Origin of the sequence: Massilia sp. Leaf139 (assembly GCF_001424165.1) — a bacterium.
In the GTDB taxonomy this organism is placed as follows: domain Bacteria; phylum Pseudomonadota; class Gammaproteobacteria; order Burkholderiales; family Burkholderiaceae_D; genus Telluria.
Map to the genome: position 1 here is coordinate 351771 of NZ_LMOJ01000012.1, position 13586 is coordinate 365356.

Below are 13586 nucleotides of genomic sequence, written 5' to 3' on the forward strand. Positions count from 1 at the left end.
CGACGCGCAGTAGGCTAATCGGGTTCCTTAAGGAGAATTGATGTTTCACGTCGTACTGGTCGAACCCGAAATCCCGCCGAACACCGGCAACGTCATCCGCCTGTGCGCCAATACCGGCGTGCAGCTGCACCTGATCGAGCCGCTCGGCTTTCCGCTCGACGACGCCAAGATGCGCCGTGCCGGCCTCGATTACCACGATTACGCGACGATGAAGGTGCACAAGAACTGGGAGGCTTTCATGGCCGATACCCGGCCCGATCCGGCGCGCATGTTCGCGCTGACGACGCACGGCTCGGCGCCCTTCGCGAATGCCGCCTTCCAGCCGGGCGACGTCTTCGTCTTCGGCCCCGAATCGCGCGGCCTGGCCCCCGCCTTCCGCGAGACCTTCCCGCCGAATCAGCGCATCCGTCTGCCGATGATGCCGGACAACCGCAGCCTGAACCTGTCGAACACGGTGGCGGTGGTGGTGTACGAGGCCTGGCGCCAGAACGGCTACGCGGGCGGGGCTTGAATCGAAGCCCGCCAAACGCGGGAATGCCTGATACGAGTACGTAGGGTGGGCTCTCGAGCCCACGCGGTCATGCGCTTGCCTACCTTTACGCTTATTAAAAGCTTAAGACCGCGTGTTACGCTTTAACCTGCATGCACCGTACCGCGTGGGCTCGAGAGCCCACCCTACATCCCGAAAGATTCAAACCGCGCGGCAAGGTGCGGCAACTAGTCTGCCTCGTTTCTCCACATCACCCGATTGCGCCCGCCCTGCTTGGCCCGGTACAGCTGCACGTCGGCCGCCTCGAACAGCGCCGCCGAGCTTTCCGAGCGCGCCGGATCGAGGGTCGCGCCGCCGATGCTGGCGGTGACGCAGGAAGCCGCCGCGGAACCGGCGTGGGCGATGTTCAGGTAGGCGATCTCTTCGCGCAGGGCCTGGGCGATGCGCAGCGCCTGGTCGGCATCGGTCTCCGGCATCAGCAGTACCAGTTCCTCGCCGCCGTAGCGCGCCGCCAGGTCGGCCGGGCGGCGCATGTGGGCGCTGGCCAGGCGGGCCACGGCGCGCAGCGCGCGATCGCCGGCCGGGTGGCCATATAAATCGTTGAACTGCTTGAAGGAGTCGATATCGAGCAGGGCCAGCGACAGCGGCCGCCCGCCTCGGCGTGCGCGCTGCCATTCGAGGTCGTAGACCTCGTCGAAGCGGCGCCGGTTGGCCAGTTCGGTCAGGCCATCGACGTGGGCCAGGTGTTCGAGCAGGCGGCGCTGGCGCACCAGCTGCAGGTGCAGCGCCACGCGCGCCAGCACCACGGTCGCGTTGAAGGGCTTGGTGATGTAGTCGGCGGCGCCCATTTTCAGGCCGGCCGCCTCGTCTTCCGGCCGGTTCAGGCCCGAGATGAAGATCACCGCGATGTGCTCGGTCTGGGGCGCCGCGCGCAACCGGCGCAGCACGTCGAAGCCGCTCATGTCGGGCATCATCACGTCGAGCAGGATCAGGTCGGGCACGTGGCGCGTGGCCCGTTCCACGGCCTGGGCGCCGTTCTTTGCCAGCAGCACCGTGTACTCGGGCTGCAGCAGCTCGCACAGCACGTCGCGGTTGATCGCATCGTCGTCGGCGATCAGGACTTTTTGTGGTTCGGCGGGCGTCATGCCACTTCCTCCATGTTCAGGCCGAGCTGGCGCGCCAGCGCCTTCAGCGGCGCCAGGCCGGCCTCGTATTCCAGCTCGTCGACCGCCTGCGCGATCGCGGCCAGCGGCGCGGCATACCCGGACTCTTGCAGCAGCGCCTGCAGTTGCGCCAGCGTGTCGCGCGCGCGGGCGTCATCCGCGGCCAGGTAGGCGGCCAGGCGTTCGACCAACGCCGGCAGCGCTTCCGGCAGCGGCGCGGGATCAACGCCGGCATTCGCCAGCGGCGCGATGCCCGCCAACACCGCCTCGAGCGCGGCAATTAGCGCCGGCGCCAGGGCGGCTGCCCGCGCAGGTTCGCCGGCCCGCAGCGCGTCTTCGACCTGGCGCGCGCTGGCGGCCAGTGCGTGCGCGCCGATATAGGCCGCGCTCGACTTCAGGTTATGGGTGAATTTCTGCAGCGGCGCGTCGTCGCCCGCCGCCAGCGCCGCGGCCAGCGCGCGCGGCGCGGCGCCGTACTCGCGCGCGAAGCCGCGCACCAGTTTCACCAGGCGCGCATGCTCGTGGTTCACGCGCACCAGCGCCGCTTCCCAGTCGATGCCGGCAACCGCCGGCAGCAGCACCGCCGCGGTGGACGGCGCCTGCTGCGATACCTCCGGCGCAGCGCGGCCAGCCAGGCGCACCGGATCGATCCAGGCCAGCAGCGTGCGCAGCAGCACGTCCGGATCGATCGGCTTGGCGATGTGGTCGTTCATGCCGGCGGCCAGGCAGCGCTCGCGGTCGCCCGCCATCGCATAGGCCGTCATCGCGACGATCGGCAGCGCCCCCATGCCGTCAAGGGCGCGGATGCGGCGCGTCGCCGTCAAGCCGTCGACCTCGCGCATCTGCACGTCCATCAGCACCAGGTCATAGTCGCCGTCCCGCACCATCTCGACGGCTTCGCCGCCATGGAGGGCGACGTCGACCCGCACCGGCGCGGCGGCCAGGAAGTCGAGCGCCACTTCGCGGTTGTTGGCGTTGTCCTCGACCAGCAGGATGCGCGCGCCGCGCAGGCGCTCCAGACCGCGCGCATTCGGTGCGCTCGGGCGCGGCGCGGGCGGCATCGGGGATGCACTGCCCTGCCCCAGTTCGACCGCAAAGGCGAAGCTGCTGCCGGCGCCCGGCGTGCTGGTAACGACGATCGTGCCGCCCATCAGTTCGACCAGCTGCTTGGTGATCGTCAGGCCCAGGCCCGTGCCGCCGTACTTGCGGGTGATCGAATCGTCGCCCTGGCTGAAGGACTGGAACAGGCGCGCCAGCTGGGCTTCGTCCATGCCGATGCCGGTGTCGGTGACCTCGAAGCGCAGCTTGACGCCGTTCGCAGTCTGTTTCACTGCCTCGACCGCAACGACGATCTCGCCGCGCTCGGTGAACTTGACCGCGTTCCCGGCCAGGTTGATCAGCACCTGGCCCAGGCGCAGCGGATCGCCGACCAGGCGCGGCGGCACGCCGGGCGCGACGCGCAGCGCGAGGTTCACGCGGCGCGCATCGAGTTTGATGGCGGTGAGATCGGCGACGTGTTCCAGCACCTCGTCGAGGCCGAATTCCACGCGTTCCAGCGTCAGCTGGCCGGCCTCGATCTTCGAGACGTCCAGGATGTCGTTGACGATGCCGAGCAGGTGCTCGCCCGCGCCCTGGATCTTGCCCAGGTAATTGCGCAGGCGCGGCGCCGGGTCGGCCATGAGGGCCAGGCGGCTCATGCCGATGATGGCATTCATCGGCGTGCGGATCTCGTGGCTCATGTTGGCTAGGAAGTCGCTTTTCAGGCGCGTGGCTGCTTCGGCGCGCAGCATGGCGTCGCGGATGGCGCCGGTGCGCAGGCCCAGCACACGCATGAAGATCACCATGTCGACCGCGTTGGTGAACTGGAGCGCGTGCATCGTCCAGAAATTGGCGCCGACCTTCCCGCCGATCATCTGGCTCAGCACGATGGAACCGGCGAAGCTGAGCGCCCAGCCGAGCAGGAAGTACACGCCCACCACGTCGCCGCGGCGCGCGCGCAGGAAAGCACCCGGCAGGCCGAGCAGCATCGGCAGGACGCCGAGCGTGCTGACGACCAGCACCAGCTGGCCGACGCCGATCAGGTCGAGCGCAAACGCAAAAGCCGCGAGGGCCGCGAGCGCCGCGCCGATTTTCATCAGCCGGCTGAAGACGCGATCCTGGCCGGGCCGGGCCAGCGCCTGCTCGACGAACAGGTAGGCGCCGCAAGAGGACATCAGCGCGAACAGGCCGCCGGCGTGGATGTTCATCCAGGCGTTGGCGCCCCACACATACTGGCTGCCGATGCCGAAGAATTCGGCCGAGAACAGCGTGGTGCCGAGGATCATCAGCGCGTACTTGGCGAACAGCGGCTCGCGCAGGTGTACGGCCTGGGCCAGGCTGTAAAGCAGCAGGCACAGGGACAGGCCGAGCAGCAGGCCTTGCAGCATCTGCTCGTCGACGGAATGCGCATGGAAGACGGAGGGCAGCGAGAAGCGGATCGGCAGCACCAGGGCGCCGATGTTCTCGACGCGCAGGTAGAGGTCGTGGCGCCCGCCCGGCGCGAGATCCAGCAGCATGGCCGGCGTGCGCACCCGTTGCGCGCCCGCCGCCACCGGCTGCAGGTTGCCGGCCAGCGCATGCTGGCGCACCCGCCCATCCTGGACGACGAACAGCTCCACCTTGTTCAGCACCGCATAGTCGATCTCGAGGATCCAGGTTGCCTTGCTGTCGGCCGGAACACTGACCGGGATGCGCAGCCAGACCGGCTCGCTGCGCACGCCGAGCGTCGCGTGGCCGGATGCCGGCGCCGCGAAGCGCCCGGGCGCCGCCAGCACGGCGCCGATGTCGAGTTTGCCGCCGATGTCGAGTTTGCCGCCGGGGTCGGCCAGCATGGTGAGTACAGGCCAGGCCTCGATGCTGCCGCTGCGCTCGTCGAGCAGCAGCGGCGCCGCTCCATCCGCTCCGGCCGCTCCGGCACGCGGCATCCAGACGAGCAGCAGCGCCAGCACGGCCAGGAGGCAGGCCGCGCGCGCGCTTGCACATAAGCCGGAGCGGAGCGATAGCATCATGCGCGCGCCTCACCGCCGCGTCCGGAGCGCCGCATTCTCCAGCGCCGTTCGATGGCGTGCAGCCAGCGCGGCGCCTGGGCATCGCGCTCCCAGTCGTTCACGGTGTCGTCGAGCTGGCGCCGCTGCGCCTCCGGCAGATCGAGCGGCCGGGCCGGGTCGGCAAGGAAGCGCTGCGCTAGCCGATGGCCGAGGACGCGTGCGCCCAGACGCAGGAGCGACCAGCGGCGCGAGAGCGGCCTTGTCACCGTGTCGGCAGCGCGCGCCAACGCGAACAGCAGGCGCGCACGCAGCGGCGGGCGGCCGTCCAGGCCCAGGGCGCGCAGGCTCGCGGGCGTGCACAGGCGCCGCGCCAGCAGCAGCGGGAAGGCAGCCGAGCCGCGCTCGTCCTGCAGCATGCGCTCCAGGGCCGCGCCCATCGCCGGACGCGGGTCGATCGCTTTTCCGAAGGCGGGCGCCGTGCCCTTGCGCGCGGGCCCCGCATAGCGGGCCTCGGCGCCGGCACGCGCCACCTGTTGCATGCGCGCGAAGCTCGCCGCCGCTTCCTTGGCCGATGCCGTCAGCAAGGCCTCTTCGATGCCGAGCAGGTAGCCGATCACGTTCCAGGCATGCAGCCAGGCGCCCGCTTCCTGCCTGGCGAGAGGAGCGCCGAGGCGGCGCAGGCCGTGCGGGAAGACGTGCTGCCAGGTCAGCAGCCAGTAGGCCAGCTCTTCCTGGTTGCGCGGTAGGCCGTTGGCGCGCACGTCCCAGCCGCGCGCGAACAAAGTGCGGTAGCGCTCGTCACCCTCGGGGCGCAGGGCCGGCACCGCGGCGCCGTGCGCCAGGGCCTCGGCCGGGTTGCCGCGCACGACCAGGTGGCGGATCAGCGCATGCGTGAGGCGCAGCCGCAGCAGCTGCGCCAGGCCGGCGCCGCCGGGTTCCAGCAGGCCGCCCGGCAGCAGCGCCGCGAACAGCAGGCTTGCGGCCGCACGCAGGCGTTCGTCGGCCGGCTGCGCCAGCGGATCGACCGCCGCATCCAGTTCCGGCAGGATGGCGCAGGCCAGCAGCGTGGGCGCGAGCATGCCCGCCTCCGCGAACACGCCTTCGGCGCAGCCGATCTTGCCGGCGTCCAGCCAGGCCGGCAATTGGCGCGCTGCGCGCACGTAGTCTTCCAGCGCCGCGGCGATCGGCGCCGGCGTCGCCGCATCGGCACGCCAGCTTGCCAAGGCGCCGTTGCTGTCCCAGCCCGCCAGCGCACGTTCGACGAGGGCGACCGCTTCCCAGCGCGTCACGGACGGTGTGCCGTCGCGCCACGCGCCCAGGATGCGGCTGATCGCCAGGTCGGCCAGCGGATCGGCGCGCAGGCGCGGATCGGCGGCGGCGGGATCGATGATGTCTTTAGAAAGCTCGCGCATGTCGCTGATGTCCCCGCCCTCAGAACCGGTAATCGACGCGCAGCGCCAGCGCGCGCGGCTCGCTCGGCACGGTCATGCCGAAGCTGTCGATGTTCACCGGCTCGACCTTGTTCTCCAGGTTTTTCACGCGCAGCAGCACGCTCCAGGGCGAGTTCGATGGCTGGTAGCCGAGTTTCAATTCCGTCTCGCTGCGTCCCGGGATGCGGTAGCGCAGCAGCTGGTTCGGCACGCCGAGCGTCCAGTCGCTGCCGATGCGCGTAAAGGCGCCGGCGCTCAGGCGGCCGTCGCGCAGGATGAAGCCATGCTCGTAGCCGAGGGTGAGCACGGTACGCGGCGCGCGATCGAGCTGGTAGCCGGCCCAGGAATGCACGCCGTCCGGGCTGTAGGCCAGGTAGTGCGCGTCAAGCAGGGCCAGCGTGGCGTCCAGGCGCCCGTTCGTCGTCGGCTTGAAGGCCGCTTCGATCTCCAGCCCCTTGACGCTGGCGGCGCCGGCATTGCTGGTGAAGAAGCGCGGCACGCCCTGCATGATGGCCACGCCCGACAGCTGCAAATTGTCGTAGGCGTAGCGGAAGGCGCTGAGGTTCAAACTGGCGCGGTTGTGCCAGAAGCGGCTTTTCAGGCCGACTTCGTGGGCGGTCAGGGTTTCGGGACGGTAGACCAGGGTCGACTCGGGCACGGCCAGCATGTCCGGGCAGGCGACGCCGAGTGCGCTGGTGCCGGCCAGGCAGCCGTCGTTGAAGCCGCCCGCCTTGTAGCCGGTCGAGACGGTGGCATACAGCAGGGTCGACGGCGCGAGATCGAACTCGGCGCCGAGGCGCCAGGTGGTCTTGCTGGTCGCCAGCGTCGCTGCGTTCGGCAGCGTCAGGTCGGTGGCGGGATTGAAGACGGCTTCCCCCTGCAGGTTGGTGGCGCCGTAGCGCGACTTGCGGTCCTCGGTGCGGCGCGCGCCCACGGTCAGGCGCAGGTGGTCGACAGCGCGCCAGGTCAGCTGGCCGAAGACGGCGCGGCTGCTGGAGACGGCCGGGTTCAAGGGGAACACGTAATACGGCGGCAGCCCGATCGGCTCGAGGTCGCGGAAGACCGCCAGCTGTTCCATCTCCTCGCGGAACCAGTAGACGCCGGCCTGGCCCGAGACCGGGCCGCTGCCCTTGGTCGCCAGGCGCAGCTCGTGCGAGTCCTGGGTGTAGGCGCCGTCGAAGTCCTGGCGCACGCCCAGCGCGAAGCCCGGCATGATGCGGTAATAGTAGTTGACCAGGAAATCGTGGTCGAAGCGGCGGCGCGAACCCAGATAGTGCAGCGTGGCCGGGCCCAGATCCCAGGCCAGATCGAGACCGAGCCCGGTGCTGGCGCGGCGGCTGTGGCCCTGCTCCGGCACGCCGTTGGGCGCAATGAAGCCGTTGGTCAGGCGCGCGCTCGTGCCGGCGTCGAACGGGGCCGGGGTACCGGTCTCGATGCCGCGATAGAAATTCGTGTCGGGGACGATGACGTCGTTGTTGTCGCGCTGGACGCTGCGGTCGAAGCGCAGCAGCGCCTTGGCCGAGCCCAGCGCCAGCCTGGCCGACAGGCGCGCCGAGCGGTTGTCGCGATCCAGGCCGAGCGTATGCGGCGTGCCCTGTTCGTTGCGCAGCAGGCTGTCGCGGCCGCTGGCCGAGACGGCGGCGCGCAGGGCCAGGGCCTCGTTCACCGGCACGTTGAGCATGGCGTCGAGCTTGCGGCTGCCGTGCTTGCCCATCTCGGCGCCGGCTTCGCCCTCGAAGCGCGCCGTCGGCGCCCGCGAAATCACGTTGACGACGCCGGCCGTCGTGTTGCGTCCGTAGAGCGTGCCCTGCGGGCCGCGCAGCACTTCGATGCGTTCGACGTCGAGGAAGTCCAGGTTCTGGCCGTGCGGGCGCGCGATGTACACGCCGTCGAGCATGAAGGCGCTTGATCCCTCGCCCTTGTCGGTGGCGTCGGCATTCGAGACGCCGCGGATCGTGATCCTCAGGCCGTCGGCCGCGCCGCCAAGCGCGATGCCGGGCAGGCGCGCGCCGATGTCCGACGGGCGTTCGAGTCCGGCGGCGGCCAGCGCGGCGCCGTCGACGACGGCCACCGAGACCGGCGTCTTCGATTCGGCACTGCTGGTGCGCTGGGCGGTGACGACGACTTCCTGGAGCTGGCCGGCGGCGTCTGCTTCCTGCGCCGGCGCGGCGGCGCTCCAGGCGAATCCCGCGACGGCAACCGCCAACGACAAATGGTTCGACCGAACCTGGCGGTTGGACATGCTTTCCCCTGATTGTTTTATGTGGACATACGACGCCTGGTTGTGGCGCCTGCCCACTGTGTGTTTAATTTAAATCAACACATCTTTTGATTGGGCGTGAATCAGAGGAGTTTATCAGTTCATTCCGTTAGGAAATAGTCTCTTGAACGAATGCGTGGGCGGGCAACAACTGTCGGGCTGATGCGTTATGCATGAAATAAGTAATCCGGCTCTGGATTATGAATGCGGTGCATAACGCCTACTGTCGTGCCCACGCCAACGCCTGCAGGTAGCCGGGGCTCTCCGAAATCGTGTTGTGGCCGGCCCCGGCGATCACGACCTCGGCAGCGACGCCGTCAGCGAACGAGGCCAACAGCCGCGCCGTGCTCGCCGCGGGAATGACTTCGTCGTGCTGGGCCCGGATGACGAGCGTCGGCGCCTTTACCTGCGGTGCATGGCGCAGGGATTCGTAGCGGTCGCGCAGCAGCCAGCGCACCGGGAACAACGGGAACTGGCCGGCGGCCAGCGCCGCCAGGCTGTCGTAGGGCGTGACCAGCACCAGCTTCTGCGCCGGTCGCCGGCTCGCCACCTGCAGCGCGATGCCGGTGCCGAGGCTGCGCCCGACCAGCACTATTTCCAGATGCCCGGCGGCGACGCGGTCGAACAGGGACAAGGCGTCCGCCACCAGCGCCGCCTCGCTCGGTTTGCCCGTGCTGCCCGTGTAGCCGCGGTAGTGCAGCAGGTACAGCGCGTGCTCCGGAAAAGCCGCGTCGAGCTGGGGCAGGCTCATGCTGACGTCCTCGCCGTTGCCGCCGAGGTAGATCAGCGCCTGCCTCCCCGGATGGGGACGTTCAGACACTTTGACCATGGCGTCCGGCACGCTCAGGGTCGAGACTTTGGGCGCCGCGATCGCGGCCTGGGCCGGCGGGAAGTAGATCAGCGAGCGCTGGACGAGGAACAGGGCGAGGCAGGCGCCCAGGTAAAGGACGAGTACCAGCACCAGCAGGAAGCCCAGAGTTTTCTGCATGCCCTGCCAGCGCCCGGCGCCTCAGCCGGCACGTACTTTCGTCAGCAGCTTGGTCGTCGAGCGGTCGTGCTCGAAGTCGATGGCGACCGCCTGGCCGCCGTAGGCCAGCACGGCCTGTCCTTCGGGAATCGCGCTCATGGCATAATCTCCGCCTTTGGCGTAGATCTCGGGACGCGCTTCGAGCACGGTTTCCAGCGCCGTGTCTTCATCGAACTCGACCACCAGGCTCACCGATTCCAGCGCGGCCAGAACGGCCATGCGGTCGGTCAGGGTGTTCAGGGGGCGGTCGTCGCCCTTGCCCAGGCGCTTTACCGAGGCGTCGGTGTTCGCGGCGACCACCAGCGAGGCGCCCAGTTCGCGCGCCTGCGCCAGATAGGTGACGTGGCCGCGGTGCAGGATGTCGAACACGCCGTTGGTCAGTACCACGGGTTTCGGGAGGGCGGCGACGCGCGCCTTGAGCTCGGCGCGCGAGCAGATCTTGGTTTCGAAATTCGGCATGGTTTTATTGTGGAGTGGGGTCTTGCGGTTCTTCTTCCAGCATCATCGACAGCGGCGAGGCCTTGCCGCCGCCCTCGTCTGCTTCGCGCCGCTCGCCCGAGAGCTTGATCTGCAGGCGCAGGCCGTTGGCCGAGTCGGCGTTGCGGATCGCCTCGTCGTAGCTGATGTGGCCGTTGTTATAGAGCTCGTACAGCGCCTGGTCGAAGGTGCACATGCCCAGCTCGCGCGACTTGTGCATGATCTCCTTGATGCTGTGGAAGTTCCCTTTCAGGATCATCTCGCCGATGGTCGGGGTATTCAGCAGGATTTCGATGGCGGCCTTGCGGCCCTTGCCGTCCTCGGTGCGCACCAGGCGCTGCGAGACGATGGCGCGCAGATTGGCCGATAGATCCATCAGCAGCTGGCTGCGGCGCTCTTCCGGGAAGAAGTTGATGATGCGATCCATCGTCTGGTTCGCGTTGTTCGCGTGCAGGGTGCCCAGGCACAGGTGGCCGGTCTCGGCGAAGGCGATGGCGTGTTCCATCGTCTCGGTGTCGCGGATCTCGCCGATCAGGATCACGTCCGGCGCCTGGCGCAGCGTGTTTTTCAGGGCGTTGTGCCAGGAATGGGTGTCGACGCCGACCTCCCTGTGCGTGACCAGGCAGTTCTTGTTCTTGTGGACGTATTCGACCGGGTCTTCCACCGTGATGATGTGGCCGGCCGAATGGCTGTTGCGGTAGTCGATCATCGCCGCCAGCGTGGTGGACTTGCCGGAGCCGGTGCCGCCGACCACCAGCACCAGGCCGCGCTTGGTCATGACGACCTCCTTCAGCACCTCAGGCAACTCGAGCTTTTCGAAGTTCGGGATTTCGGACGCGATCGTGCGCACCACCATGCTCACGCTCTGCTGCTGCACGAAGACGTTCACGCGGAAGCGGCACACGTTCGGCAGCGAGATCGCGAAATTGCATTCCATCTGCGCTTCGAACTCGGCGCGCTGGCGCTCATTCATCAGCGACAGGGCGAGCGCGCGCGTGACTTCGCCCGTCAGGCGCTGCTGGCTCATCGGTTTCATGGCGCCCTGGTGCTTCATGCTGGGAGGGAAATCGGCGGAAATGAACAGATCCGAGCCGCCCTGCTGGTGCATCACGGTGAGCAGCTTCTGGATATAGGCCAGCGCTTCGGCCGGGCCAAACGTGGTGGACATGCGTGCCTTTCGAGTGTCTTGGTGCGGTTGCCGGACAATTATTCACTGCCGATATCGCCCGCCGGGCAATTATATCGACTAAGATTCTCGGGTAAATACTATTTCTCGGCCAGCCATGCCGGGCCATGGCAGCTTTATTATTGCATCAGTGCAATTCGACTGACCATTTTCCTATGACACTCACCGAGCTGAAATACATCGTCGCCGTCGCGCGTGCCAAACACTTCGGCCACGCCGCCGAATCCTGCTTCGTCGCCCAGCCCACCCTGTCGGTCGCCATCAAGAAGCTCGAAGACGAGCTCGGCGTCACCCTGTTCGAACGCGGCGGCTCGGAAGTCTCGGTCACGCCGGTCGGCGCCCAGATCGTGGCCCAGGCCGAACGGGTGCTGGAACAGACCGCCGCGATCAAGGAACTGGCGAAACAGAACAAGGATCCGCTGGCCGGCCCGCTGCGCCTGGGCGTGATCTACACGATCGGGCCGTATCTGCTGCCGCCCCTGGTGAAAAACCTGATCGACAACGTGCCGCAGATGCCGCTCGTGTTGCAGGAAAATTTCACGGTCAAGCTGCTGGAATTGCTGCGCCAGGGCGAGCTCGACGCCGCCATCATGGCGCTGCCGCTGCCCGACCACGGCATGCTGATGCAGACCCTGTACGACGAACCCTTCGTCGTCGCCACCCCGCGTACCCATCCCTGGTCGAAGCGCCGCGAAATCCCGGCCGACGATCTGAAGGCGGAAACCATGCTGCTGCTGGGCAGCGGCCACTGCTTCCGCGACCAGGTGCTGGAAGTCTGCCCGGAAATGGCGCGTTTTTCCTCGCCAGGCAACGGCATGCAACGCACCTTCGAAGGCTCGTCGCTGGAAACGATCCGCCATATGGTGGCCAGCGGCATCGGCCTGACAGTCTTGCCGCGCGCTTCGGTGCGCGACATGGAGGACCCGAACGGCATGCTCTCCTTCGTCCCCTTCACCAACCCGTCGCCCTCGCGCCGCGTGGTGATCGTCTGGCGCAAGAGTTTTACGCGGCGCGCGGCGATCGAGGCGGTGTGCAATGCAGTGGCGCAGTGCGATTTGCCGGGCGTCGACATGCTCGCGCTCGACAAGGCCGCGTGATGGTGCGTGGACGGTTCCGCCGTCCACGCGTGCAACGCACGTTCGCATTGACGGTCACGAATCGATTCGCATCCGCCGGTTGAACGCGTGGACGGGAGAACCCGTCCACCCTACGCAAACCCGGTAAAATCGCTGTCTTGCACACAATAATTCTTGCGCGACAAGAAGCGAACCATGACCAAGCTGGCGCTCTATTTCCGGCTGATCCGCGCTGACAAGCCGATCGGCATCCTCCTTCTGTTGTGGCCGACCCTGTGGGCGTTGTGGATGGCGTCCGGCGGGGAGCCCGATCCCGTCATCGTCCTCATCTTCGTGCTCGGCACCGCGCTGATGCGCTCGGCCGGCTGCGCCATCAACGACTATGCCGACCGCGACTTCGACAAGCACGTCAAGCGCACCGTCGACCGGCCCCTGACGAGCGGCCGGATCAAGGGCTGGGAAGCGCTGATGGTGGCGGCGGTGCTGGCCATCGTCTCCTTCCTGCTGATCCTGCCGCTCAACACGCTCACCAAGCAGCTGTCGGTGCTGGCCGTGATCGTGGCCGGCACCTATCCCTATTTCAAGCGCTTCTTCGCCATTCCCCAGGCCTATCTGGGCATCGCCTTCGGCTTCGGCATTCCGATGGCCTTTGCCGCCGTCCAGGACACCGTGCCTTCCGTGGCCTGGTGGCTGCTGGTGGCGAACGTGTTCTGGGCCGTGGCCTACGACACCGAATACGCGATGGTCGACCGCGACGACGACCTGAAAATCGGCATCCGCACTTCGGCCATCACCTTCGGCCGCTTCGACGTCGCCGCGGTCATGCTGTGCTACGGCGTGGCCCTCGGCATCGACCTGGTCTGCGGCTGGATGCTGGGCCTGCGCTGGTGGTTCGTGGGCGGCGTGGCGGTGGCCGCCGGCATCGCCCTCTACCACTACACCCTGATCCGCGAACGCGACCGGATGCGCTGCTTCGCCGCCTTCCGCCACAACAATTGGTTGGGTGCGGCACTTTTTGCCGGTGTCGCGTTAGACTATGCATTAGGATAATATTGTCCGAAATGCACGACCCGTCATGCAGTGTTCCTTGCATGGACGCGGTCGCATCTCACACTTACATGAAGAGGACTCCCCATGATGGAAAAAATCCCGACCCAGACCGGCGCCCGTGACCAGCTGCTGGCCGACCTGAAAACCGTCATCCAGGACGCCGAAGCCTGGCTGCGCCACGGCAGCTCGCTGACCGGCGAAGAGCTGACCAAGGCGAAGGCCAAGTTCGAAGGCGCCATCGCCGGCGCCAAAGAGGGTCTGGCGAACCTGGAAGTCATCGAGAAGTCGAAAGCGGCCGCGAAAGCCACCGACACCTATGTCAAGGACAATCCCTGGAAGGCGGTTGGCATCGGCGCCGCCGTCGGCGTCGTGCTGGGCATGCTGATCAACCGTCGCTGATC

11 protein-coding genes are annotated in these 13586 nt (G+C 67.6%); 4 read left to right on the forward strand and 7 right to left on the reverse strand.

What is annotated here, in order from left to right:
* The first annotated feature begins 40 nt into the window (after window positions 1-40).
* Window positions 41-511, forward strand: a complete 471-nt coding sequence (gene trmL, locus ASF77_RS10165) for a tRNA (uridine(34)/cytosine(34)/5-carboxymethylaminomethyluridine(34)-2'-O)-methyltransferase TrmL (protein WP_056338577.1) — start codon at window positions 41-43, stop codon at window positions 509-511.
* 206 nt (window positions 512-717) lie between these two features.
* Here trmL and ASF77_RS10170 read toward each other — a convergent pair whose 3' ends face one another.
* From ASF77_RS10170 to ASF77_RS10200, 7 genes are all read right to left on the reverse strand, one after another.
* Window positions 718-1635, reverse strand: a complete 918-nt coding sequence (locus ASF77_RS10170) for a diguanylate cyclase (RefSeq protein WP_056338580.1) — start codon at window positions 1633-1635, stop codon at window positions 718-720.
* Complete coding sequence (locus ASF77_RS10175) at window positions 1632-4700, reverse strand: ATP-binding protein (RefSeq protein WP_229445361.1); 3069 nt, start codon at window positions 4698-4700, stop codon at window positions 1632-1634. The genes ASF77_RS10170 and ASF77_RS10175 overlap by 4 nt, the downstream gene beginning before the upstream one ends.
* A complete protein-coding gene (locus ASF77_RS10180; protein ID WP_056338583.1) occupies window positions 4697-6091 on the reverse strand; it encodes an oxygenase MpaB family protein in 1395 nt (464 codons plus the stop codon). The genes ASF77_RS10175 and ASF77_RS10180 overlap by 4 nt, the downstream gene beginning before the upstream one ends.
* A 19-nt stretch (window positions 6092-6110) precedes the next feature.
* A complete protein-coding gene (locus ASF77_RS10185) occupies window positions 6111-8351 on the reverse strand; it encodes a TonB-dependent receptor (protein ID WP_082493692.1) in 2241 nt (746 codons plus the stop codon).
* A gap of 238 nt (window positions 8352-8589) precedes the next feature.
* Window positions 8590-9357 (reverse strand): alpha/beta hydrolase, encoded by a 768-nt coding sequence (locus ASF77_RS10190; protein WP_056338586.1) that lies wholly within the window; start codon window positions 9355-9357, stop codon window positions 8590-8592.
* 21 nt (window positions 9358-9378) lie between these two features.
* Entirely contained in the window at window positions 9379-9855 is a 477-nt protein-coding gene (locus tag ASF77_RS10195) for an adenylyltransferase/cytidyltransferase family protein (RefSeq protein WP_056338590.1), read from the reverse strand.
* Between the two features lie 4 nt (window positions 9856-9859).
* Window positions 9860-11041, reverse strand: coding sequence for a PilT/PilU family type 4a pilus ATPase (locus ASF77_RS10200; protein ID WP_056338596.1), 1182 nt, complete (start codon window positions 11039-11041; stop codon window positions 9860-9862).
* Window positions 11042-11214: 173 nt separating this feature from the next.
* Here ASF77_RS10200 and ASF77_RS10205 point away from each other — a divergent pair, with 173 nt between their 5' ends.
* The 3 genes from ASF77_RS10205 (at window position 11215) to ASF77_RS10215 (ending at window position 13584) form a co-directional block, all read left to right on the forward strand.
* Window positions 11215-12156 carry a hydrogen peroxide-inducible genes activator gene (locus ASF77_RS10205; protein WP_056338600.1) on the forward strand — a complete coding sequence of 314 codons (942 nt, stop codon included), beginning with the start codon at window positions 11215-11217 and terminating at the stop codon, window positions 12154-12156.
* A 174-nt stretch (window positions 12157-12330) separates the two neighbouring features.
* A complete protein-coding gene (gene ubiA / locus ASF77_RS10210; RefSeq protein WP_056338604.1) occupies window positions 12331-13185 on the forward strand; it encodes a 4-hydroxybenzoate octaprenyltransferase in 855 nt (284 codons plus the stop codon).
* Between the two features lie 84 nt (window positions 13186-13269).
* Window positions 13270-13584, forward strand: a complete 315-nt coding sequence (locus ASF77_RS10215; RefSeq protein WP_056338607.1) for a YqjD family protein — start codon at window positions 13270-13272, stop codon at window positions 13582-13584.
* The last annotated feature ends 2 nt before the right edge of the window (window positions 13585-13586 follow it).

Bases quoted from the DNA above. Each gene is read 5' to 3' on its own strand.
- trmL (WP_056338577.1), top strand. From the start codon at position 41: ATGTTTCACGTCGTACTGGTCGAACCCGAAATCCCGCCGAACACCGGC.
- ASF77_RS10170 (WP_056338580.1), bottom strand. From the start codon at position 1,635: ATGACGCCCGCCGAACCACAAAAAGTCCTGATCGCCGACGACGATGCG.
- ASF77_RS10175 (WP_229445361.1), bottom strand. From the start codon at position 4,700: ATGATGCTATCGCTCCGCTCCGGCTTATGTGCAAGCGCGCGCGCGGCC.
- ASF77_RS10180 (WP_056338583.1), bottom strand. From the start codon at position 6,091: ATGCGCGAGCTTTCTAAAGACATCATCGATCCCGCCGCCGCCGATCCG.
- ASF77_RS10185 (WP_082493692.1), bottom strand. From the start codon at position 8,351: ATGTCCAACCGCCAGGTTCGGTCGAACCATTTGTCGTTGGCGGTTGCC.
- ASF77_RS10190 (WP_056338586.1), bottom strand. From the start codon at position 9,357: ATGCAGAAAACTCTGGGCTTCCTGCTGGTGCTGGTACTCGTCCTTTAC.
- ASF77_RS10195 (WP_056338590.1), bottom strand. From the start codon at position 9,855: ATGCCGAATTTCGAAACCAAGATCTGCTCGCGCGCCGAGCTCAAGGCG.
- ASF77_RS10200 (WP_056338596.1), bottom strand. From the start codon at position 11,041: ATGTCCACCACGTTTGGCCCGGCCGAAGCGCTGGCCTATATCCAGAAG.
- ASF77_RS10205 (WP_056338600.1), top strand. From the start codon at position 11,215: ATGACACTCACCGAGCTGAAATACATCGTCGCCGTCGCGCGTGCCAAA.
- ubiA (WP_056338604.1), top strand. From the start codon at position 12,331: ATGACCAAGCTGGCGCTCTATTTCCGGCTGATCCGCGCTGACAAGCCG.
- ASF77_RS10215 (WP_056338607.1), top strand. From the start codon at position 13,270: ATGATGGAAAAAATCCCGACCCAGACCGGCGCCCGTGACCAGCTGCTG.